The following is a 21,326-nucleotide window of genomic DNA, read 5'->3' on the forward strand; positions in this document are numbered from 1 at the left end:
GCCGCCACTGCGCATGACCGTGTATCGTCCCGCTACTATCGCACCCCGTCCGTGCCTGTTTTGTGCCCATCATGGCACTTGGCTCAGCTTCGGTGGTCATAGGCTGCGAACTTCATTCGGCACCTTCCTCTAAGGGATCCAGTCATGCTCCGTTCCTTGCGCTTCGCTGCCCTCCTCGGCGGCCTTATCCTGAGTGCGTCCGCGCTGGCGGCAGATATTGACGCCGCCAGCTATGGCTACCCCTTGACCAACCCGTTCGAGGCGACCATCGCCACCACGCCGCCGGACCTGCGTCCGGAGCTACCGCTGATCGAAGACATCAATCAGGCGGACCATAGCCTGACCCTACGCCCGGAACGCGAGTTCATCCTGCCGGACAACTTCTGGCCGGTAAAAAGCCTCACCTACCGCATGGCCACCCAGGACAAGCCCGCGCCGCTGATCTTCCTGATCGCCGGCACCGGTGCGCGCTACGACAGCACCCTCAACGAATACCTCAAGCGCCTCTACTACAAGGCCGGCTACCACGTGGTGCAGTTGTCCTCGCCCACCAGTTTCGACTTCATGAGTGCCGCTTCGCGCTTTGCCACGCCGGGCATTTCCAAGGAAGACGCCGAGGACATGTACCGGGTGATGCAGGCCGTGCGCGCGCAGAACCCCAAGCTGCCGGTGACCGAGTACTACCTGACCGGCTACAGCCTCGGCGCCCTGGACGCGGCCTTTGTCGCCCACCTGGACGAAACCCGGCGCAGCTTCAATTTCAAGAAAGTGCTGCTGCTGAACCCGCCGGTGAACCTCTACACCTCGATCACTAACCTGGACAAACTGGTCCAGACCGAAGTCAAGGGCATCAACAGCACCACGACCTTCTATGAACTGGTGCTGAACAAGCTGACCCGTTACTTCCAGCAAAAAGGCTACATCGACCTCAACGATGCCCTGCTCTACGACTTCCAACAGTCCAAGCAGCACTTGAGCAATGAACAGATGGCCATGTTGATCGGCACCTCGTTCCGTTTCTCGGCGGCAGACATCGCGTTCACCTCGGACCTGATCAACCGTCGCGGCCTGATCATCCCACCCAAGTTCCCGATCACCGAAAGCACCAGCCTGACGCCGTTCCTCAAGCGTGCGCTGCAATGCGATTTCGACTGTTACCTCACCGAGCAGGTGATCCCGATGTGGCGCGCGCGCACCGACGGCGGCAGCCTGCTGCAACTGGTCGACCAGGTCAGCCTGTACGCGCTGAAGGATTACCTGCACGACAGCCCGAAGATTGCCGTCATGCACAATGCCGACGACGTCATTCTCGGCCCGGGCGACCTGGGCTTCCTGCGCAAGACCTTTGGCGATCGCCTGACGGTTTATCCGCTGGGCGGCCACTGCGGCAACCTTAACTACCGCGTCAACAGCGACGCCATGCTGGAGTTTTTCCGTGGCTAAATATCTGCTGCTTATCGCTGCGTTAATGAGTGCGGGCATGGTCCACGCCGACAACAGCAAAGCCAATGCGCCTGTGGTGGTGGATTCGGACGGTTTCAAGGAACCGCTGACCAAACTCAAGTTCAACCCGGGGCTGGACCAGCGCGAGTTCGAGCGCTCGACCCTCAACGCGTTGAACGTCTATGACCCGCTGGAATCCTGGAACCGCCGGGTCTATCACTTCAACTACCGCTTCGACCAATGGGTTTTTCTGCCCGTCGTCGATGGCTATCGCTACATTACCCCTGGCTTCGTGCGCACCGGGGTCAGCAATTTCTTCAACAACCTGGGGGACGTGCCGAACCTGATGAACAGCCTGCTGCAATTCAAGGGCAAGCGTTCAATGGAAACCACGGCGCGGCTGCTGCTCAACACCACGGTGGGCATCGCCGGCCTGTGGGACCCAGCCACCGCCATGGGCCTGCCGCGCCAGAGCGAAGATTTCGGCCAGACCCTCGGCTTCTATGGCGTGCCGAGCGGCGCGTATTTCGTGCTGCCGATCTTCGGCCCGTCGAACCTGCGCGACACCTCGGGCCTGCTGGTGGACTACACGGCCGAATCGGCGATCAACTTCCTGAACGTCTCCGAAGTCAGCTCCAACCACCCGGAGTTGCTGCTCCTGCGCGGCGTCGACAAGCGCTACCAGACCAGTTTCCGCTACGGGCAACTGAACACCCCCTTCGAGTATGAGAAGGTGCGTTACGTGTACACCGAGTCGCGCAAGTTGCAGATCGCCGAGTAACCCAACGCCTGATGCAAATCCCCCTGTGGGAGCGGGCTTGCTCGCGAATGCGATGTACCAGTTGACGAATATGCCACCTGATACATCGCATTCGCGAGCAAGCCCGCTCCCACAGTTGTCTTGTATTTCCAGTCTTAGCCTTTCAGCGCTTTCCAGACCTTGCCGACCACCATCACCCCCGCCAACACCGCCGCCCCTGCAACGATCCCGGCCACGGCATTGAGCAACGTCGGCACGATAAACCCGGCACCTCCGGCACTGGCCGCCACGCTTTCGATCCAGTGATGCACCACTGGCACGCCATGGGTCAGGATGCCACCGCCCACCAGGAACATCGCCGCAGTGCCGATCACCGACAGGCTTTTCATCATGTAGGGTGCCGCACTCAGGATCGCACCGCCGATGCTTTTGGCGGCCTGGCCTGGCTTGTGCGTCAGCCAGAGTCCCAGGTCATCGAGCTTGACGATCCCGGCCACCAGGCCATAGACGCCAATGGTCATGACGATGGCGATGCCCGACAGGACAATCACCTGCTGGGTCAGTGCTGCGTCAGCGACGGTGCCGAGGGTGATGGCGATGATTTCGGCCGAGAGGATGAAGTCGGTACGTACCGCGCCCTTGATCTTGTCCTTTTCAAAAGCCACCAGATCGACCGCCGGATCCGCCACCGCCTCGACCAGTTGCGCATGTTCGGCCTGATCCTCGGCCTTGCTGTGAAGGAACTTGTGAGCGAGCTTTTCGAATCCTTCGAAACACAAATAAGCGCCACCCACCATCAGCAACGGCGTCACCAACCAAGGGACAAAGGCGCTGATCGCCAGCGCCGACGGCACCAGGATCAATTTGTTGATAAACGACCCCTTGGCCACCGCCCACACCACTGGCAGCTCCCGCTCGGCACGCACACCCGACACTTGCTGGGCATTGAGTGCCAGGTCATCGCCAAGCACGCCGGCGGTTTTCTTGGCGGCCATCTTGGTCATCAGCGCGACATCGTCGAGCACGGCGGCGATATCGTCGATCAGTACCAGCAAACTGCTTCCAGCCATGGAGAGGGCTCCTTGAATAATAATGCCGCGCAGCATACCGCGAGCCGCGGCGCCTTGGGGCATTCTTGAGCGCCGCGCGAAGCCGGTGCTACCATGCGCCACCGCCAGAACAGGCAAGGAACCCCTGGGTTTATGAGCACAATCCGCGAGCGCAACAAAGAATTGATCCTGCGTGCCGCCAGCGAAGAATTTGCCGACAAGGGCTTCGCCGCGACCAAGACCAGCGACATCGCGGCCAAGGCAGGCCTGCCCAAACCCAACGTCTACTACTACTTCAAATCCAAGGAAAACCTCTACCGCGAGGTGCTGGAAAGCATCATCGAGCCGATTCTCCAGGCCTCGACACCGTTCAATGCCGACGGCGTGCCCGGCGAGGTGCTGAGCCATTACATCCGCTCCAAGATCCGCATCTCCCGCGACCTGCCCTTCGCCTCGAAAGTCTTCGCCAGCGAAATCATGCACGGTGCCCCCCACCTGAGTCCCGACCTGGTGGAACAGCTCAACGCCCAGGCCCGGCACAACATCGACTGCATCCAGACGTGGATCGACCGCGGCCAGATCGCCCCCATCGACCCCAACCACCTGATGTTCAGCATCTGGGCCGCCACCCAGACCTATGCCGATTTCGACTGGCAGATCAGCGCCGTGACCGGCAAGGCGAAGCTGGATGAAGCGGATTACGAAGCGGCGGCGCAGACGATCATTCGGTTGGTGTTGAAGGGGTGTGAGCCAGACTGAAGACCGAGTGGCCTTCAAATCGCGAGCAAGCTCGCTCCCACCTAGATGCGTGAACACCGCAAATCCCCTGTGGGAGCGGGCTTGCTCGCGAAGGCGGCAACTCGATTTCAAGTCAAACCCAGATAGCATCCCACAGGGGATACTCGCCAAGTCGTTTCACTAAACGTGCCCGCAGTGGGTTGGCGACAACGTAGCGAGCGAGCTTGATCAAATTGTCTTCCCTTCGCAAAGCTCGGTCATGGTAGCCCTGCTGCCATAGGCTACCAACCCTGTTGTCCGCCTCATTGACTGCCTTGGCACTTACAGATTTCATCTGACACATCAACTGCCCCAAAGACCCCTGATGCAGTTGAATCAACCAATGAAAATGATCAGGCATGACGACAAAGGCCAGGGAGTCTGCAAAGCCTTGCTCTTGTATCTGCCTGAACTGACGGATAACTATCCTACCCAAGCCATAGTCTTTGAAGACAGGCTCGCGCTTCAGCGTGTTGGCTGTCAGTAGGTAGATGCGGTTTTGCTCCGCATAGCGACCGATACGCAGACGGTGCGAAGCTGAGTATGCTGGCATTCCATAGCCTCCTTTCTTAGTGAAGTCCTGAAAGGCTAGCGGCGGGAAGCAAAAATCAGGGTCAGACTTTTAGCTGGATGTGTCTGGACGATTGCTTTCGCGAGCAAGCCCGCTCCCACAGGGCTTTGCAGTGTTCGAACATTTTGTGTCCTTCATCCCCCTCGGAGCGAGCTTGCTCGCGATGGCGCCAGTCCATTCACCACAAAATCAAGCGACCACCCCCACATCCGCCCTCAACTGCAACGCCTCCACCGCCCTGACCGCCACCTGCTCATCCACATCCGAAACATCACCACTGACACCAATCGCCCCCAGCACCCTCCCGTCCTGATCCCTGATCAATACCCCGCCTGGGGCCGGTACGACGTTGCCCTGTCCCAACCCATTCAAAGCGGCAAAGAACGCCGGGCGTTGTTGGGCGTCCTGGGCGAGCAGGCGCGAGCCTTTGCCCAGGGCGATGGCGCCCCAGGCCTTGCCGATGGCGATCTGCGGGCGAAGCAGGCTGGCGCCGTCTTCGCGCTGCAAGGCAATCAGGTGTCCGCCACTGTCCAGGACCGCGACGGTCAAGGGCGCAGCGCTGATTTCACGACCCGCGGCAAGGGCTTGCCCGGCCAGGTTGACGGCGATTTTCAAGGTTAGAACGCTCATGGGTGCTGTCCTTCTTTTGTTATGGAAAAGCCTTGCGGCTTCACTTTCAGAAAAACCGAACCCCACAAATAGAACACAACACTGCATGTCTTTGTATACAATAATTTTCATAAATCGCCTGAATCAATGAAGAACAGCAGCAAAACCTGGTCTTCCGACGAATGAAACAGGCGCTTGAGGAAATGGATTGACCTGCGTCGTTCGCCGTGAATACACTCTTCACAAAGCCACTTGTATACAATTACAAAACGTAAGAGGCACAAAACCATGAGCAAAATGAGAGCAATCGAAGCCGCCGTTCTGGTGATGCGCCGTGAAGGCGTGGACACGGCCTTCGGCATCCCGGGTGCCGCGATCAACCCGCTGTACTCCGCCCTGCAGAAGGTGGGTGGCATCGATCACGTCCTCGCTCGCCACGTTGAAGGCGCCTCGCACATGGCCGAGGGTTACACCCGGACCAAGGCCGGCAATATCGGTGTATGCATCGGCACTTCGGGCCCGGCTGGCACCGATATGGTGACCGGGCTCTACAGCGCTTCGGCCGATTCCATCCCGATTCTGTGCATCACCGGGCAAGCCCCCCGCGCCCGTATGCACAAGGAAGACTTTCAGGCTGTGGATATCACCAGCATCGTCAAACCCGTGACCAAGTGGGCAACCACCGTGCTGGAGCCGGGCCAGGTGCCGTATGCCTTCCAGAAGGCGTTCTTCGAGATGCGCTCCGGCCGCCCGGGCCCGGTGCTGATCGATCTGCCGTTCGACGTGCAGATGGCCGAGATCGAGTTCGACATCGACGCCTATCAACCGCTGCCGCTGGCCAAACCCGCGGCCAACCGCGTGCAGATCGAGAAAGCCCTGGCCATGCTCAATCAGGCTGAACGTCCATTGCTGGTGGCCGGCGGCGGCATCATCAACGCCGACGCCAGCGATCTGCTGGTGGAGTTCGCCGAGCTGACCGGTATCCCGGTCATCCCTACCCTGATGGGCTGGGGCACCATTCCCGACGATCATCCGCAGATGGTCGGCATGGTCGGCCTGCAAACGTCCCACCGCTACGGCAATGCAACCTTGCTCAAGTCGGACGTGGTGCTGGGCGTCGGTAACCGCTGGGCCAACCGTCACACCGGTTCGGTGGACGTCTACACCGAAGGCCGCACGTTCATTCATGTGGACATCGAGCCGACGCAGATCGGCCGCGTCTTCACCCCCGACCTGGGCATTGTTTCCGACGCCGCCTCGGCCTTGACGGTGTTCATTGAAGTGGCCCGCGAATGGCAAGCCGCCGGCAAACTGAAAAACCGTAGCGCCTGGCTGCAGGACTGCCAGCAACGCAAGGCCAGCCTGCAGCGCAAGACTCACTTCGACAACGTGCCGGTCAAGCCACAGCGGGTGTACGAAGAAATGAACCAGGTGTTCGGCAAGGACACCTGCTACGTCAGCACCATCGGCCTGTCGCAGATCGCCGGGGCGCAGTTCCTCCACGTCTACAAGCCACGTCACTGGATCAACTGTGGCCAGGCCGGTCCCCTGGGCTGGACCATTCCCGCGGCGCTGGGGGTGGTCAAGGCCGATCCGAGCCGCAAGGTCGTGGCGCTGTCGGGCGACTATGATTTCCAGTTCATGATCGAAGAGCTGGCGGTGGGTGCGCAGTTCAAGCTGCCCTACATCCATGTGGTGGTGAACAATTCCTACTTGGGACTGATTCGCCAGGCCCAGCGCGGGTTCGACATGGACTACTGCGTGCAACTGTCCTTCGACAACCTCAACGCGCCGGAACTCAACGGCTATGGCGTAGACCACGTTGCCGTGGCCGAAGGCCTTGGGTGCAAGGCGCTGCGGGTGTTCGAACCGGCGGGTATCCAACCGGCACTGCGCCAGGCCCAAGCGATGATCGAGGAGTTCAAGGTGCCGGTGATCGTCGAGATCATCCTGGAACGGGTGACCAACATCTCCATGGGCACCGAGATCAACGCCGTCAATGAGTTTGAAGACTTGGCGCTTGTGGGCAACGATGCACCGACCGCCATTTCGTTGCTCGATTGACCCCCGGTGTGGGAGCGGGCTTGCTCGCGAAGACGGTTTCAGTTCCAACAAAGATGTCGGCTGACACACCGTTTTCGCGAGCAAGCCCGCTCCCACAGGGGGCCTGATAAATATTTACAGGAGACCACCATGCCGCGTTTCGCCGCCAACCTGTCCATGCTGTTTACCGAGCAGGATTTCCTCGCCCGTTTCGAAGCCGCCGCCAAGGCCGGTTTCAGGGGTGTCGAATACCTGTTCCCCTATGACTACAGCTCCGCCGAACTCAAGGCCTTGCTCGACGCCAACGGCCTGACCCAGGTGCTGTTCAACCTGCCGGCCGGCGACTGGGCCAAGGGCGAGCGCGGCATTGCCTGCCTGCCGGACCGGGTCGAGGAATTCCGCGCCGGTGTCGACCTGGCCATCGCCTACGCCCAAGTGCTGGGCAACACGCAGGTCAACTGCCTGTCAGGGATTCGTCCGCAGAACTGCAGTGAAACCCTGGTGGAGAAAACCTTCGTCGCCAACCTGAAATACGCCGCCGAGAAGTTGCAGGCCAAAGGCATCAAGCTGGTGATGGAAGCCATCAATACCCGCGACATTCCTGGCTTCTACCTGAACAACACCGCCCAGGCCTTGTCGATCCGTGAGCAGGTGGGCAGCGCCAACCTGTTCCTGCAATACGACATCTACCACATGCAGATCATGGAAGGTGACCTGGCCCGGACCCTGTCGGCGCACCTGGGTGAGATCAACCATGTGCAACTGGCGGACAACCCGGGCCGCAACGAGCCGGGTACGGGGGAAATCAACTACCGCTTCCTGTTCGAACACCTGGACCGCATCGGCTACCAGGGTTGGGTCGGCTGTGAATACAAGCCGCTGACCACCACCGAAGCCGGCCTGGGCTGGCTGAAAACCCATAACGCGATCTGATCCGGATCTTTCCTTGTGGGAGCGGGCTTGCTCGCGAAAGCGGTGGGCCAGACAACACATCTGTGACTGATACACCGCTTTCGCGAGCAAGCCCGCTCCCACAGAAAAGCAGTTCTCCATTTGCCTGAAGTAGCAAAAAAACAAGAGGATTTTCCCATGGCTAAAATCGGATTCATCGGCACCGGCATCATGGGCCACCCCATGGCACTGAACCTGCAAAAGGCCGGTCACAGCCTGTTCCTGTCCCAGCACCACGACGCGGCTCCGACCGACCTGCTGGCCGGTGGCGCGGTGGCGTTGGCCAACCCAAAGGAAGTGGCCCAGGAAGCCGAGTTCATCATCGTCATGGTCCCCGACACCCCGCAGGTCGACGACGTGCTGTTCCGCGCCGACGGCGTGGCGGCGGGCGTGGGCGCGGGCAAGGTGGTGATCGACATGAGTTCGATCTCCCCCACCGCCACCAAGGCGTTCGCGGCGAAGATCAATGAAAAAGGCGCGCAATACCTCGATGCCCCGGTCTCCGGTGGTGAAATCGGTGCCAAGGCTGCGACCCTGAGCATCATGGTCGGTGGCGACAGCGCCGCCTTCGAGCGCGCCCTGCCGCTGTTCCAGGCCATGGGCAAGAACATTACCCTGGTGGGCGGCAATGGCGATGGCCAGACCGCCAAAGTGGCGAACCAGATCATCGTCGCCCTGAACATCCAGGCGGTGGCCGAAGCGTTGTTGTTCGCCGCGAAAAACGGTGCCGACCCGGCCAAGGTCCGTGAAGCGCTGATGGGCGGTTTCGCGTCGTCGAAGATCCTCGAAGTGCACGGCGAACGCATGATCAAGGGCACCTTCGACCCGGGCTTCCGCATCAGCCTGCACCAGAAGGACCTGAACCTGGCCCTGCAAGGCGCCAAGGAACTGAACATCAACCTGCCCAACACCGCCAACGCCCAACAAGTGTTCAGCACCTGCGCGGCCATTGGCGGCAGCAACTGGGATCACTCGGCGCTGATCAAGGGGTTGGAGCATATGGCCAATTTCTCGATTCGCGACAACTGAACCACCATAAAACCCTGTGGGAGCGGGCTTGCTCGCGAAAGCAATCGACCTGTCACTGAAGTATTGACTGACACACCGCTTTCGCGAGCAAGCCCGCTCCCACAAGTGATCGATTCGCCTCGTCTAACAACAAAAATTCCGGGAGCCCGCCATGTCGGTCGATCCGCAACAACTGCTGCGCGAGCTGTTTGCCACAGCCATCGACGCGGCCCATCCGCACCACATCCTTGAACACTACCAGCCCAGCAACCGCAGCGGCCGGGTGATCGTCATTGGCGCCGGCAAGGCCGCGGCGGCCATGGCACAAGTGGTCGAGCGCTGCTGGCAGGGTGAAGTGTCCGGCCTGGTGGTGACCCGCTACGGCCATGGCGCGCCCTGCACGAAAATCGAAGTGGTGGAAGCCGCCCACCCGGTGCCCGACGCCGCGGGCCTGGCCGTGGCCCAGCGAGTACTGGGGCTGGTGAGCAATCTCAGCGAAGACGACCGGGTGATCTTTCTCTTGTCCGGCGGCGGTTCCGCCCTGCTCGCCTTGCCAGCCGAAGGCATCACCCTGGCCGACAAGCAATCGATCAACAAAGCCTTGCTCAAGTCCGGGGCGACCATCGGCGAGATGAATTGCGTGCGCAAGCACCTCTCGGCGATCAAGGGCGGGCGCCTGGGCAAGGCCTGCTGGCCGGCGACGGTATACACCTACGCGATTTCCGATGTGCCGGGTGACCTGGCCACAGTCATCGCATCCGGCCCCACGGTGGCCGACCCCAGCACATCGGCCGAAGCCCTGGCGATTCTCCAGCGCTACCACATCGATGTGCCAGCGTCGGTACGCGACTGGCTGCACAATCCAGCGTCGGAAACCGTCAAGCCCGGCGACCCGAGCCTGGCCCGCAGCCACTTCCAATTGATCGCCCGTCCCCAGCAATCCCTGGAAGCGGCAGCGGTGAAGGCTCGCCAAGCCGGTTTCAGCCCGTTGATCCTCGGCGACCTGGAAGGCGAATCCCGGGAGGTGGCGAAAGTCCATGCCGGCATCGCCCGGCAAATCGCCTTGCACGGCCAGCCACTGGCGGCGCCGTGCGTGATTCTCTCCGGCGGCGAAACCACCGTCACCGTGCGCGGCGATGGCCGTGGAGGGCGCAATGCCGAATTCCTGCTGAGCCTGACCGACAGCCTCAAGGGCTATCCCGGCATCTACGCGTTGGCTGGCGACACGGACGGCATCGACGGTTCCGAAGACAACGCCGGCGCCCTCATGACCCCGGACAGCTATCGCCGCGCCGCCGAACTGGGCCTGTGCGCCAGCGACGAGTTGGATAACAACAATGGCTACGGCTACTTCGCCGCCCTGGATGCGCTGATCGTCACCGAACCGACCCGCACCAACGTCAACGACTTTCGCGCCATCCTGATCCTCGAGAACCCCCAACATGACGCCTGATAAAAAGGTCAAGATCCTCGCGACCCTCGGCCCCGCCACCCGTGGCATCGATGACATCCGCGCGCTGGTACAGGCGGGCGTGAACATCTTCCGCCTGAACTTCAGCCACGGCGACCACGCCGACCACGCCCAGCGCTACCAGTGGATTCGTGACGTCGAGCAGCAGCTCAATGACCCCCTGGGCATCCTGATGGACCTGCAAGGCCCGAAGCTGCGGGTTGGCCAATTCGCCGATGGCAAGGTCCTGCTGCAACGGGGCCAGGCCCTGCGCCTGGACCTGGACCCGACGCCGGGTGACCAACGCCGCATCAACCTGCCCCACCCGGAAATCATCGCGGCTCTCGAGCCGGGCATGGACCTGTTGCTGGACGACGGCAAGTTGCGCCTGCGCGTGACCGCCAGGCACCGCGACGCCATCGACACCGAAGTGCTCAACGGCGGCGAGCTGTCGGACCGCAAAGGCGTGAACGTGCCCCAGGCCTTGCTCGACCTGAGCCCGTTGACCGCCAAGGACCGGCGCGACCTGAGTTTCGGCCTGGAGCTGGGCGTGGACTGGGTGGCGTTGTCGTTCGTGCAGCGGCCCGAGGACATCCGCGAGGCTCGCGCGCTGATCGGCAAAAAGGCGTTCCTGATGGCGAAGATCGAGAAGCCGTCGGCGGTGACCCAACTGCGGGAAATCGCCGAATTGAGCGACGCGATCATGGTCGCCCGCGGCGACCTGGGGGTCGAAGTCCCGGCCGAAAGCGTGCCGCAGATTCAGAAAAACATCATTGGCACCTGCCGCGCCCTGGGCAAACCGGTGGTGGTGGCCACCCAGATGCTCGAGTCGATGCGCTTTTCCCCTGCGCCCACCCGCGCCGAAGTTACTGACGTTGCCAACGCCGTGGCCGAAGGGGCTGATGCAGTGATGCTGTCGGCGGAAACCGCTTCAGGGGATTACCCCCTCGAAGCCGTGCAGATGATGAGCAAGATCATCCGCCAGGTGGAAAACGGTCCCGACTACCAGGCGCAGTTGGACGTCAGCCGACCGAAAGCCGAGGCCACGGTGTCGGACGCCATCAGCTGCGCGATCCGGCGCATCAGCGGCATCCTGCCGGTGGCGGTGCTGGTGAATTACAGCGAATCCGGCAGCTCCAGCCTGCGCGCGGCGCGGGAACGGCCGACGGTGCCGATCCTCAACCTCACGCCGAACCTGCAGGCCGCCCGCCGCCTGACGGTGGCCTGGGGCGTGCACTCGGTGGTCAATGATCGGTTGAAGCAGGTGGACGAAGTCTGTTCCACCGCCCTGGAAATCGCCCAGGCCCAAGGCATGGCCCAGCGTGGCGATACCTTGCTGATTACCGCGGGCGTGCCATTCGGGCAGCCGGGGTCGACCAATTCGCTGCGCATCGAGACGTTGATCTAGCGTCTGTACTGGCCTCATCGCGAGCAAGCTCGCTCCCACCGGGGGCTGCGGTGCCCTTGTGGGAGCGAGCTTGCTCGCGATGAAGTCGACTCGGTCCCTCTGACACACACCTACCATGCCCAACACCCACTGCCCCGACTGGGCCACCGCCCTGCTCAACGGCTTTAGCCAAGTCTTTCTCCAGCGCCATCCGCTGTGCGGCCTGCTGTGCCTGTTGGCGATTCTACTCACGGCGCCCGCCCTGTTCGGCGGCGCGTTGCTCGGCGGGGTGGCCGGGTTGCTGACGGCCCAGCGACGCGGTTACCCCAAGGCCGACCGGCAAGCCGGGCTGTTCAGCTACAACGGCATTCTGCTGGGCTTGCTGCTGAGCCTGGCGTTGCCCTGGTCCGTCCTGTTGCCACCGTTGATCATCGCCGCGGGTGGCCTCAGCGCGATACTGACCCAACAATGGCTCAAGCGCACCCGAGGCCCTCGCTGCCTGCCCGCCTACACCGCGCCCTTTGTCGGGTTGGCTTGGCTGCTGATGGGGTTCACCCTGCCGCCGCCTCTCGCCACTTCGATTGAAATAACCCTGCCCAACCTGCTGGCCGCTCAGTTGAGCGGACTGGGCCAGGTCATGTTTCTCGGCCACCCAATGGCCGGTGCGCTGATCGCCGCCGGTCTGCTGCTGGCCAACCGGCGCGCCGGCGCTTGGGCATTGTTCGCTTCCGCCGTCGGCCTGGCCTTCGCCTTGTTTCAGCATGAAAACGCCACTGCCCTGTCCGGGCTGGGCGGATACAACCCGGTGCTGGTGGCGCTCGCCCTCAGCCAACAGCGCCGCCCATGGCTGCCGCTGACGGGCATCGTCCTGGCGATCATGCTCACGCCGGGCTTTACTGCCCTCGGCCTGTCTCCCCTGACAGCGCCGTTCATCCTCGCCTGCTGGCTGATCCAGGCCACCGGTCGGGCGTGGCGTCAGGCCAGCCTCGACATCGCGCCTTGCGCTGTACGGGGCAATCACCCTAGGCTTCGCTGATTCCGGTTCAGGCGAAGATTATGCAAAGCAGCGACAACTGGCGTGAACGCCTCTACGTGATCATTTTCCAGACCGATACCGTGGCCGGCCGGCGCTTCGACAGCACTCTGCTGTTGATCATCCTCGCCAGCCTGGTGATCGTGATGCTCGACAGCATCGACAGCGTGCACAAGAACTATGCGGCCCTGCTGGCTGCTATCGAGTGGGGCTTCACGTTCATCTTCATCGTCGAGTACGGCCTGCGCCTGTACTGCTCGCCCAAGCCGCTGCGCTATGCCTTCAGTTTCTACGGCCTGGTGGATCTGCTGGCGATCGTGCCCGGGATCCTGGCGCTGTACTACAGCGATGCCCAATACCTGCTGATCGTTCGGATCATCCGCATGCTGCGGATTTTCCGAGTACTCAAGCTCAGCCCTTACCTCAAGCAAGCCAACTACCTGATGGCGGCGCTGCGCGGGAGCAAGCAGAAAATCATCGTGTTCCTGGTCAGCGTCTCGACCCTGGTGACCGTCTTCGGCACGCTGATGTACGTCATCGAAGGCCCCGAGCACGGTTTCACCAGCATCCCCAAGGGCATCTATTGGGCTATCGTGACTCTGACCACTGTAGGCTTCGGCGACATCGTGCCCAAGACGCCCCTGGGGCAAGTGGTGTCGTCCCTGGTGATGATCACCGGTTACTCGATCATCGCCGTGCCAACGGGTATTTTCACGGCTGAACTGGCCACGGCCATGCGCGGTGACCAGCTCAAGCACGATTGCCCGGTGTGCAGCAAAAACAACCACGACCACGGCGCCGCTTTCTGCTCCCGTTGTGGCAATGCCCTGTTTAAGAAATTGGAATAAGCAAAGCACTTTTTGATGCTTGAAGGTCTATAGGCTTGCAGCTAGTGTGCTGGCTAATTGCCCGGAACCCCCGTTCAAATAAAAAGGAATTCGTAAGTGAAGAACTTCTTTGGCGCCTCCCTTCTCGCCGCTGGCCTGACCTTCGGCAGTCTGGCCCACGCCGCCCCGACCCTGCTTAACGTTTCCTACGACGTAATGCGCGATTTCTACAAGGACTACAACGCAGCCTTCCAGAAGCACTGGCAGGCCGAGCGCAACGAAAACATCACCGTGCAAATGTCGTTCGGCGGCTCCAGCAAGCAGGCGCGCTCGGTGATCGACGGGCTGCCGGCGGATGTCATCACCATGAACATGGCCACCGACATCAACGCCCTGGCGGACAATGGCAAACTGGTGCCCGAGAACTGGGTCACTCGCCTGCCAAACAACAGCGCACCGTTCACCTCGGCGACGGTATTCATCGTGCGCAAAGGCAACCCCAAAGCACTGAAAGACTGGCCCGATCTGCTCAAGGACGGTGTGCAGGTGATCGTGCCCAACCCGAAAACCTCCGGCAACGGTCGCTACACCTACCTGTCGGCCTGGGGTTACGTGCTGAAAAATGGCGGTGACGAGAACAAGGCCAAGGCCTTCGTCGGCAAACTGTTCAAGCAGGCGCCGGTCCTGGACACTGGCGGTCGCGCCGCGACAACCACCTTCATGACCAACCAGATCGGCGACGTGCTGGTGACCTTTGAAAACGAGGCGGAAATGATCGCCCGCGAGTTCGGCCGCGACCAGTTCGAAGTGATCTATCCAAGCGTTTCCGCCGAAGCTGAGCCACCGGTCAGCGTGGTCGACAAAGTCGTCGAGAAGAAAGGCTCCCGCGAAGCGGCCGAGGCCTACCTCAAGTACCTGTGGTCGCCCGAAGGCCAGGAAATCGCCGCCGCCAACTACCTGCGCCCACGGGACCCGGCAGTACTGGCCAAATACACCGACCGCTTCCCGAAAGTGGACTTCCTGTCCGTAGAAAAAACCTTCGGCGACTGGCGCACGGTGCAGAAGACTCACTTCAATGACGGTGGGGTTTTCGACCAGATCTATAGCGGGCAGTAAGGCTCGACTCGCCTCAAAGCCAAGCTGTCAGCCAAGTGCAAACCTGTGGGAGCGAGCTTGCTCGCGATAACGGTCTGTTCTGCATCAATGATGCTGGAATGAAGCCGCTATCGCGAGCAAGCTCGCTCCCACAGGATCTGATCGTTACCATTAATCCCCGGCATGTCTGATATCAGCCGCAAAGCCTGTTCCTGAGCCCTGCAAGTCTTTAGCCTCACGCCATCCTTTCAATTGATCGATGAGATTGCCATGAGTGCTCATTCACCCACCTCGCCCGGCAGCCCTCTGACCCGCGGCATGGTCCTGCTTTTCGCCTTCTGCTGCGGCGCCATTGTCGCCAACATCTACTACGCCCAACCCATCATCGAACTGATCGCACCCGATGTCGGCCTGAGCAGCACCATGGCCAGCCTGATCGTCTCGCTGACCCAGATCGGTTATGCCCTGGGCCTGTTTTTCCTGGTGCCGTTGGGTGACTTGCTGGAGAACCGTCGGCTGATGATTCTCACCACGCTGGTGGCGATTGCCAGCCTGCTGGGGGCGGCGTTCACTGACCAGCCGAATGTATTTCTGCTGGTCTCGCTGCTGGTGGGGTTCAGTTCGGTGTCGGTGCAAGTCCTGATTCCGCTGGCCGCGCACCTGGCACCGGAGGAATCCCGGGGGCGGGTCGTCGGTGGGATCATGGGCGGCCTGCTGCTCGGGATCCTGCTGGCGCGGCCGGTCTCCAGCGTCGTGGCCGATCACTTCGGCTGGCGGGCCATGTTCATCATCGCCGCCGCATTGATGGCCGCGATCAGCATCGTCCTGGCGCTGACCGTGCCCAAGCGCCAGCCCGACCATAGCGCCTCTTATGGCCAACTGCTGGGCTCGCTCGGCACCCTGCTGCGCCAACAACCGCAGCTGCGTCAACGGGCGTTTTACCAGGCCTGTATGTTCGCCACGTTCAGCCTGTTCTGGACTGCCGTGCCGCTTGAACTGTCACGCAACCATGGCCTGTCCCAGACTGAAATCGCCCTGTTCGCCCTGGTGGGCGCCATCGGTGCCATCGCCGCGCCCATCGCCGGTCGCCTGGCGGATGCCGGCCATACCCGCAACGCCTCGCTGCTGGCGATGCTGTTCGCCAGCCTGAGTTTCCTGCCGGCGTTCATCCATCCGCTCTACAGCGTGATCGGCCTGGCGGTGACCGGCGTGGTCCTGGACTTCTGCGTGCAGATGAACATGGTCCTGGGCCAGCGCACCATCTACGCCCTCGATGCCAAGAGTCGCAGCCGGCTGAACGCGCTGTACATGACCAGCATCTTCGTCGGCGGCGCCTTCGGTTCATCGATTGCCAGTGCGGTGTACGAACACGGCGGCTGGTTGTGGGTGGTGATCGTCGGCAGCGCCTTCCCGCTGTTGGCCTTGCTGCGCTTCCTGAGTGCCTCGCGCAAGCCGTCCCTGGCCACGGCCTGAAACCCCACGCATAAAAAATGCCCGGTCGCTCAAGGCGACCGGGCATTTTCATGGAGCGGTCAAATCCGCACGTTGCCACGCGGCCCGGCAATCGCCCAGATGATCAGGCCCAGGACCGGCAGCAGCAGGATCAGCAGCACCCAGAGAATTTTCATCCCGGTTTCCGCGCCACTCTTGAGTACATTGATGATCGCCCAGATATCGAGCGCCAGGATAATCAGGCCGACCAGGCCGTTGAAGGTGGAACCCATGGTGTCGCTCCCAAATGGTGATAGGCACCCTTAGGATAGCGGTCCCCAGGCAAGGGTTCCGTTTTATTGCGTCAGACGTGGACAGCGATCTTGAGAGCCTCCAAGGCCGGTGCGGCGGCGATGTCGACTTCGGCACACAGCTCCAGCACCCGCGGCACGTCGTTGCCGTACACCAGCACCATTTGCAATTCATCGTCGAGCAACTGGCTGAAGTTCATCAGCACATAACCGCCGTTTTCCTTGTTCAGGCTACTCATCTGGATCTGGATGCGATTGAGCGCGGTCAGGGCTTCGGTTTTCGCCAGCTGCTTGGGCTTGAGATTGAACGCCACGCCAGGGCCGAACGAGGAGACGATCTGTTCGAACAGGTCCACGTAGGTGTCGGCCTGGAACAGCACGGTGTCCGGCAGACTGCCCACCACCACCCACTCCCCCAACGGGATCGGGAACGTATCGTCGTAGTTGATATCGGGGTTGGCGGTCAGGAAAGCCGTCGGATCGGCGTAGGCCTGGGCCGCTTCGTCAGCGATTTTCACGATGTCCGCCTCGCCGAGGCAGCCGGAGCTGATTTTACCGATGAGTTCGATGAGGGCGGCTTTCATGGGGGTGAATCCTGTGGCGAAGGGTGTTTTGAGGGCGGGCAGGATAGCGCATCACATCGGTCGAGTCAGGCGTGGCGAGGGAGCTTGCTCCCGCTCGGCTGCGAAGCAGTCGTAAACCCGCTAAACAGCGGTAAACCTGACAGGTTGCGGTGGCTGAATTTTGGGCTGCTGCGCAGCCCAGCGGGAGCAAGCTCCCTCGCCACAAAAGCCGTCGGGATCTGCTCGGACCTTTCAGCCCAACATCTTTTCCAACTGCGCCGTGGTGTCCACCGCGCCCATGGTCCTGGCGGCATCGAGGGCCGAGACGCCGTTGGCGTCCTTGGCTTTCGGGTCGGCGCCTTTGCCGATCAGGTAGTCGACGATTTCCACCCGGTTGAACATCGCCGCCATCATCAAGGCGGTACGGCCATCGAAGGAGGCGCCTTCCACTTGCGCGCCGCCGTCCACCAACGCCGAGACCACTGCCAGGTCGCCCTTGAACGCCGCACCGGCAATCGGGCTCTGGCCGTTGTCATTGCGAATTTCCGGATCGGCCTTGTGCTCCAGCAGCACTTTCACCGTTTCCACATGCCCGTGGTAAGCGGCCAGCATCAACAGGGTATCGCCCTTGTGATTACGCAGGTTGGGCGGCAGGCCCTTACTCAGGAGCGCGGCCATCATGGCCGCGTCGCCTTGGCGTGCGACGTTGAACACCTGCTCGGCAAACTCGGCAGCCTCTTCCGGGGTCATCTGGCGGCTTGTATCGGACATGGGAAACTCCACTCGGTTCTTCGCAAAGCGGCTAGTTTCCCGACGGACCCGGGCGCTGTCATCCCTTTTTTCACTGTGCCCGCCATAGCCAGAATCAATAACGCAGTTGTCCGTCCTGGATCCGCACCGCGAGTTGCCGGTCCACCCGCACGTAAGTATCGGTACCCGGCAGCCAGGCATAGACCGGCTCATCCCCAGTGATGCACGGGTCGAACCCTTCAGCCTTGAGGCGCGTCTTGCGGTACTTGAAGGTGCCGGTGGTGTCCATCTTCACCTTGATGCGCAGGAACAGCGGCACGGCGTAGGCGGGCAACTTGCATTGCAAGAATTGCAGCAGCTCGCTGAAGTCCAGGGTCGCCAGGGATTCAGACGGGGTAATCGCCGCCATGCCGGCACGGCCATTGGTGCCATTGATCTCCACGCCATAAGCCACCGCCTCGGCCACCTGCGGGTGTTGCAGCAAGACGTTCTCGACCTCCGTGGTGGAGACGTTTTCGCCTTTCCAGCGATAGGTGTCGCCGAGGCGATCGACGAACTGCCCATGCCCGAAGCCGATGTTGCGCAGCAGGTCCCCGGTGTTGAAGTAACGGTCCCCCGGCATGAAGACATCCCGGCAGATGGCTTTTTCGGTCAAGGCTTGCTCGGTGTAACCGTCCAGTGGCGCCTTCTCGTCGATCCGCGCCAGCAGCAGGCCCGGTTGGCCCTTGGGCACTTTTTGCATGCGACCTTGCAGGTTGCGCAACGGCAGACCACTGGCATGGTCGTACTGCACCAATTCCCAACCCATCAGGGAGAACCCGACGGTGTTGTCGAAATTCAGGATATTGGTGAAACCGATATTGCCGTCGCTGGCCGCATACAGCTCGCAGATATGATCGATGCCGAAACGCGTCTTGAAGGCCGCCCATGCCCCGGGCCGCAGGCCGTTGCCGATCATTTTCTTCACTCCGTGGTGGCGATCATCGGCAGCGACGGGTTGGTCGATCAGGTAGCGGCACAACTCACCGACATAACCCAGTGTGGTCGCCCGGTAACGGCGTGCGTCGCTCCAGAACTGGCTGGCGCTGAACTTGCGCCGAATCGCAAACCCCGATGCGCCACAGATCGCCGCGCCCCAACACACGCACAGGCCGGTGGCGTGGTACAGCGGCAAGGTGCAATAGACGACATCGTCGGGCTGCATGTCCAGGGCGATCAGGCCGAAGCTGGTGGAGGTGCGCATCCAGCGACCGTGGCGAAACACCCCGGCCTTGGGCAGTCCGGTGGTGCCCGAGGTGTAGAGGTAAAAACACGGATCGTTGCAGAAAACCTCCCGGCTGCACGCCGGGTTATCGCCCGGGTAACCCTCGCAACCGGCCATCAGGTCGACGAAACCGGACGGGACCTCGACGCCGTCCTGATCCGCCAGCCACCAGGTGCTGTTGAGCGGCAGTGCGGTACGCGCTCGCACATCGTTGAAAGCCGCGACCCGCTCATCCCCGACCACCACCGCGACCGGGTTGACCAGGGCCAGGCTGTGCACCAGCGCATCGCCGGTTTGCGAGGTGTTGAGCATCGCACTGACCGCGCCAACCTTGGCCATCGCCAGCACGCTGATCAATAACTGCGGCCGGTTCTCGACGAATATCGCCACACAGTCGCCCTTTCCGATGCCTTGGGCCAACAAGTAATGGGCGATGCGGTTGGCCTGCGCGTTGACCTGTGCATAACTCAACACCGTATCGCCACACAGCAGTGCCGGCCCCTCGGGATTGCGTCGGGTGGCCTGTTCGAAACACCAGCCCAGGCCACAAGGTTGGGTCGGGTCCTGGACATTGGCCAGCTTCCTGCCTTTGACGATCCGGGGAACGGCTCTGGCGATGGCCGGCAGCTTGCGCAACATCATGCCCCAGGTGATGGCGTCGCTGGGTGTACGACTCATGGTGATCTTCCCCGTTCGACCTCGTGGGTCTCGGTTCTTGTTATCGGGCTGGCGGTGATTTTGGCTCGAAAGTACGCCGGCGGTTGTGGCGCTGTACATGCGGATTTTGCAATGTTTTGTATCTGCTGCCCGAGGCAGGCGAAGCGTGAGCGCCGGAAAACGATTTGGTTCCAAAAATCGTTGCCCGACCACGCAAAATGCAGGATGCACGATGGCCGTTCATGCAAGATGCACGAAATCGAAAATAGAACAAAAACATAACATGTTGTTTTTAAAGCACTTTTTACAACAGCAAAGGCTGGCACAGACAGTGCAACTACCCCTCCACGGTTTGCCACACCATGGAGCAGTCAACTATGAACATGATTCAAGAAAAGTTTGCATCCCTGTTTTCCAACTACGAAGTGACCACCCAGCCCCGCCCGGATGGCGGCATTCTGCTGACCTTGCGTAATAGCGACGGCAAGCTGTTCAAACGCACGATTTCGTATGCTCAACTGCACGCGGGGGATCAGTTGTCCTGGGCGATCAGCGCGATCCGTCGCGACTTGGCTGAACAGGCCAGCGAATTGCCCCAGATCACCCTGCTGCAGAGTCAGCATCGGTTTGCGCTGCCCACATACCATAGCGCTTGAATCTGCTGGGAACTCGCGTTGCTGTTCACTTGGAAAACGGCGCTTCTTTCAGAAATGGGAAGCGCCGTTTTTTTGCGCCTTGGAAAAGCCCGCCGTGTTCCTGGAGATTGAACAGGTCAGTCTTCCAGGCGAGGAAACCGCTGAGCGATATCATCGCCTGTGAACTCAGCGACCACTCCCTGGGCGTCACCAAACAAACGGATCGAAACAAAATGCGGCCGCTCCCCCCCGTCAAACCAATGGGGCGTACCGGCAGGCACCGTTATCAAGTCGTTCCTTTCACACAGCACCGCATAGACGTAATCGCCAATGTGCAGGTTAAACAACCCTCGACCGCTGACGAAAAATCGTACCTCGTCCTGGCTATGGCGATATTCATCAAGCCACTCAGCCTGCGGCTCGACCTGTTCCGTGTGATCGTTCCTAACGCTGACCACATCGACCGCAACGTAACCCCGCTCAGTCATCAACGTATCGATCTGAGCCTGGTAAGCCGCAATGATGTCTTCCTCACCGGCCCCAGGCTGAATTTTCGCCGCCGCTTCCCAGCGATTAAAGCGAACACCTTGTTCAGCCAGGGTCGCGGCAATGTCCTCGAAATGAGTCAACACCTTGTTCGGAAGGTCAGGACTCGAAACGTGATAAACGGACAGGCTGCTCATGACAATGACTCCAGCAAATTAATGGTTCG

21 protein-coding genes are annotated in these 21,326 nt (G+C 61.2%); 13 read left to right on the forward strand and 8 right to left on the reverse strand.

Annotated features, from left to right (window positions below):
* Positions 1 to 144: 144 nt before the first annotated feature.
* Both BT125_RS09820 and BT125_RS09825 read left to right on the forward strand, forming a co-directional pair.
* Positions 145 to 1,443 (forward strand): alpha/beta fold hydrolase, encoded by a 1,299-nt coding sequence (locus tag BT125_RS09820; RefSeq protein WP_060741153.1) that lies wholly within the window; start codon positions 145 to 147, stop codon positions 1,441 to 1,443.
* Complete coding sequence (locus BT125_RS09825; protein WP_072406465.1) at positions 1,436 to 2,224, forward strand: MlaA family lipoprotein; 789 nt, start codon at positions 1,436 to 1,438, stop codon at positions 2,222 to 2,224. The genes BT125_RS09820 and BT125_RS09825 overlap by 8 nt, the downstream gene beginning before the upstream one ends.
* Positions 2,225 to 2,358: 134 nt before the next feature.
* Here the strand turns inward: BT125_RS09825 and BT125_RS09830 are convergent, their stop codons facing one another.
* Positions 2,359 to 3,273, reverse strand: a complete 915-nt coding sequence (locus tag BT125_RS09830; RefSeq protein ID WP_072406467.1) for a DUF808 domain-containing protein — start codon at positions 3,271 to 3,273, stop codon at positions 2,359 to 2,361.
* Positions 3,274 to 3,405: 132 nt separating this feature from the next.
* On the opposite strand from BT125_RS09830, the gene BT125_RS09835 reads away from it, so the two are divergent.
* Complete coding sequence (locus BT125_RS09835; RefSeq protein ID WP_014339596.1) at positions 3,406 to 4,011, forward strand: TetR/AcrR family transcriptional regulator; 606 nt, start codon at positions 3,406 to 3,408, stop codon at positions 4,009 to 4,011.
* 112 nt (positions 4,012 to 4,123) lie between these two features.
* Here BT125_RS09835 and BT125_RS09840 read toward each other — a convergent pair whose 3' ends face one another.
* Together BT125_RS09840 and BT125_RS09845 are read right to left on the reverse strand one after the other, a co-directional pair.
* Positions 4,124 to 4,582 (reverse strand): REP-associated tyrosine transposase, encoded by a 459-nt coding sequence (locus tag BT125_RS09840; RefSeq protein WP_072406469.1) that lies wholly within the window; start codon positions 4,580 to 4,582, stop codon positions 4,124 to 4,126.
* 207 nt (positions 4,583 to 4,789) lie between these two features.
* The gene (locus BT125_RS09845) at positions 4,790 to 5,230 is read right to left on the reverse strand and encodes a GlcG/HbpS family heme-binding protein (protein ID WP_072406471.1); all 441 of its coding nucleotides are present in this window, start codon (positions 5,228 to 5,230) and stop codon (positions 4,790 to 4,792) included.
* Positions 5,231 to 5,497: 267 nt separating this feature from the next.
* On the opposite strand from BT125_RS09845, the gene gcl reads away from it, so the two are divergent.
* The 9 genes from gcl to BT125_RS09890 all read left to right on the forward strand — a co-directional run bounded on the left by gcl (position 5,498) and on the right by BT125_RS09890 (position 16,476).
* A complete protein-coding gene (gene gcl / locus BT125_RS09850) occupies positions 5,498 to 7,273 on the forward strand; it encodes a glyoxylate carboligase (protein ID WP_060741149.1) in 1,776 nt (591 codons plus the stop codon).
* A gap of 129 nt (positions 7,274 to 7,402) precedes the next feature.
* Entirely contained in the window at positions 7,403 to 8,185 is a 783-nt protein-coding gene (gene hyi / locus BT125_RS09855; protein ID WP_072406473.1) for a hydroxypyruvate isomerase, read from the forward strand.
* A 156-nt stretch (positions 8,186 to 8,341) separates the two neighbouring features.
* On the forward strand, positions 8,342 to 9,232 hold the full coding sequence (locus BT125_RS09860) for a 2-hydroxy-3-oxopropionate reductase (protein ID WP_072406475.1): 891 nt from the start codon (positions 8,342 to 8,344) through the stop codon (positions 9,230 to 9,232).
* A gap of 151 nt (positions 9,233 to 9,383) precedes the next feature.
* Complete coding sequence (locus tag BT125_RS09865) at positions 9,384 to 10,664, forward strand: glycerate kinase type-2 family protein (RefSeq protein WP_072406477.1); 1,281 nt, start codon at positions 9,384 to 9,386, stop codon at positions 10,662 to 10,664.
* On the forward strand, positions 10,654 to 12,069 hold the full coding sequence (pyk, locus tag BT125_RS09870) for a pyruvate kinase (RefSeq protein WP_072406479.1): 1,416 nt from the start codon (positions 10,654 to 10,656) through the stop codon (positions 12,067 to 12,069). Before BT125_RS09865 ends, pyk begins: the two co-directional genes overlap by 11 nt.
* 115 nt (positions 12,070 to 12,184) lie before the next feature.
* Positions 12,185 to 13,084, forward strand: a complete 900-nt coding sequence (locus BT125_RS09875) for an urea transporter (RefSeq protein WP_072406481.1) — start codon at positions 12,185 to 12,187, stop codon at positions 13,082 to 13,084.
* 20 nt (positions 13,085 to 13,104) lie between these two features.
* Complete coding sequence (locus BT125_RS09880; RefSeq protein WP_072406483.1) at positions 13,105 to 13,929, forward strand: ion transporter; 825 nt, start codon at positions 13,105 to 13,107, stop codon at positions 13,927 to 13,929.
* 96 nt (positions 13,930 to 14,025) lie between these two features.
* Complete coding sequence (locus tag BT125_RS09885) at positions 14,026 to 15,024, forward strand: sulfate ABC transporter substrate-binding protein (RefSeq protein ID WP_072406485.1); 999 nt, start codon at positions 14,026 to 14,028, stop codon at positions 15,022 to 15,024.
* 249 nt (positions 15,025 to 15,273) lie between these two features.
* A complete protein-coding gene (locus BT125_RS09890; protein WP_072406487.1) occupies positions 15,274 to 16,476 on the forward strand; it encodes an MFS transporter in 1,203 nt (400 codons plus the stop codon).
* A gap of 59 nt (positions 16,477 to 16,535) precedes the next feature.
* On the opposite strand, the gene BT125_RS09895 is transcribed toward BT125_RS09890, so the two are convergent.
* The 4 genes from BT125_RS09895 to BT125_RS09910 form a co-directional block, all read right to left on the reverse strand.
* Positions 16,536 to 16,727 (reverse strand): PLDc N-terminal domain-containing protein, encoded by a 192-nt coding sequence (locus BT125_RS09895; protein WP_003204476.1) that lies wholly within the window; start codon positions 16,725 to 16,727, stop codon positions 16,536 to 16,538.
* Positions 16,728 to 16,798: 71 nt separating this feature from the next.
* Positions 16,799 to 17,329 (reverse strand): hypothetical protein, encoded by a 531-nt coding sequence (locus tag BT125_RS09900; RefSeq protein ID WP_072406489.1) that lies wholly within the window; start codon positions 17,327 to 17,329, stop codon positions 16,799 to 16,801.
* A gap of 231 nt (positions 17,330 to 17,560) precedes the next feature.
* On the reverse strand, positions 17,561 to 18,079 hold the full coding sequence (locus tag BT125_RS09905) for an ankyrin repeat domain-containing protein (RefSeq protein WP_060741139.1): 519 nt from the start codon (positions 18,077 to 18,079) through the stop codon (positions 17,561 to 17,563).
* A 94-nt stretch (positions 18,080 to 18,173) separates the two neighbouring features.
* Positions 18,174 to 20,000 (reverse strand): long-chain-acyl-CoA synthetase, encoded by a 1,827-nt coding sequence (locus tag BT125_RS09910; RefSeq protein WP_072406491.1) that lies wholly within the window; start codon positions 19,998 to 20,000, stop codon positions 18,174 to 18,176.
* Between the two features lie 356 nt (positions 20,001 to 20,356).
* Here BT125_RS09910 and BT125_RS09915 point away from each other — a divergent pair, with 356 nt between their 5' ends.
* Complete coding sequence (locus tag BT125_RS09915; protein WP_003204481.1) at positions 20,357 to 20,635, forward strand: DUF3509 domain-containing protein; 279 nt, start codon at positions 20,357 to 20,359, stop codon at positions 20,633 to 20,635.
* A gap of 116 nt (positions 20,636 to 20,751) precedes the next feature.
* Here the strand turns inward: BT125_RS09915 and BT125_RS09920 are convergent, their stop codons facing one another.
* Complete coding sequence (locus BT125_RS09920; RefSeq protein ID WP_072406493.1) at positions 20,752 to 21,297, reverse strand: 1,2-dihydroxy-3-keto-5-methylthiopentene dioxygenase; 546 nt, start codon at positions 21,295 to 21,297, stop codon at positions 20,752 to 20,754.
* Between the last annotated feature and the right edge of the window lie 29 nt (positions 21,298 to 21,326).

This window comes from Pseudomonas sp. NFACC04-2 (assembly GCF_900119265.1).
Taxonomy (GTDB): Bacteria; Pseudomonadota; Gammaproteobacteria; order Pseudomonadales; family Pseudomonadaceae; genus Aquipseudomonas; species Aquipseudomonas fluorescens_AA.

Excerpts from the sequence above, each read along its gene's own strand:
- BT125_RS09820 (WP_060741153.1), top strand. The coding sequence starts at position 145 with ATGCTCCGTTCCTTGCGCTTCGCTGCCCTCCTCGGCGGCCTTATCCTG.
- BT125_RS09830 (WP_072406467.1), bottom strand. The coding sequence starts at position 3,273 with ATGGCTGGAAGCAGTTTGCTGGTACTGATCGACGATATCGCCGCCGTG.
- BT125_RS09835 (WP_014339596.1), top strand. The coding sequence starts at position 3,406 with ATGAGCACAATCCGCGAGCGCAACAAAGAATTGATCCTGCGTGCCGCC.
- BT125_RS09840 (WP_072406469.1), bottom strand. The coding sequence starts at position 4,582 with ATGCCAGCATACTCAGCTTCGCACCGTCTGCGTATCGGTCGCTATGCG.
- BT125_RS09845 (WP_072406471.1), bottom strand. The coding sequence starts at position 5,230 with ATGAGCGTTCTAACCTTGAAAATCGCCGTCAACCTGGCCGGGCAAGCC.
- gcl (WP_060741149.1), top strand. The coding sequence starts at position 5,498 with ATGAGCAAAATGAGAGCAATCGAAGCCGCCGTTCTGGTGATGCGCCGT.
- hyi (WP_072406473.1), top strand. The coding sequence starts at position 7,403 with ATGCCGCGTTTCGCCGCCAACCTGTCCATGCTGTTTACCGAGCAGGAT.
- BT125_RS09860 (WP_072406475.1), top strand. The coding sequence starts at position 8,342 with ATGGCTAAAATCGGATTCATCGGCACCGGCATCATGGGCCACCCCATG.
- BT125_RS09865 (WP_072406477.1), top strand. The coding sequence starts at position 9,384 with ATGTCGGTCGATCCGCAACAACTGCTGCGCGAGCTGTTTGCCACAGCC.
- pyk (WP_072406479.1), top strand. The coding sequence starts at position 10,654 with ATGACGCCTGATAAAAAGGTCAAGATCCTCGCGACCCTCGGCCCCGCC.
- BT125_RS09875 (WP_072406481.1), top strand. The coding sequence starts at position 12,185 with ATGCCCAACACCCACTGCCCCGACTGGGCCACCGCCCTGCTCAACGGC.
- BT125_RS09880 (WP_072406483.1), top strand. The coding sequence starts at position 13,105 with ATGCAAAGCAGCGACAACTGGCGTGAACGCCTCTACGTGATCATTTTC.
- BT125_RS09890 (WP_072406487.1), top strand. The coding sequence starts at position 15,274 with ATGAGTGCTCATTCACCCACCTCGCCCGGCAGCCCTCTGACCCGCGGC.
- BT125_RS09895 (WP_003204476.1), bottom strand. The coding sequence starts at position 16,727 with ATGGGTTCCACCTTCAACGGCCTGGTCGGCCTGATTATCCTGGCGCTC.
- BT125_RS09900 (WP_072406489.1), bottom strand. The coding sequence starts at position 17,329 with ATGAAAGCCGCCCTCATCGAACTCATCGGTAAAATCAGCTCCGGCTGC.
- BT125_RS09905 (WP_060741139.1), bottom strand. The coding sequence starts at position 18,079 with ATGTCCGATACAAGCCGCCAGATGACCCCGGAAGAGGCTGCCGAGTTT.
- BT125_RS09910 (WP_072406491.1), bottom strand. The coding sequence starts at position 20,000 with ATGAGTCGTACACCCAGCGACGCCATCACCTGGGGCATGATGTTGCGC.
- BT125_RS09915 (WP_003204481.1), top strand. The coding sequence starts at position 20,357 with ATGAACATGATTCAAGAAAAGTTTGCATCCCTGTTTTCCAACTACGAA.
- BT125_RS09920 (WP_072406493.1), bottom strand. The coding sequence starts at position 21,297 with ATGAGCAGCCTGTCCGTTTATCACGTTTCGAGTCCTGACCTTCCGAAC.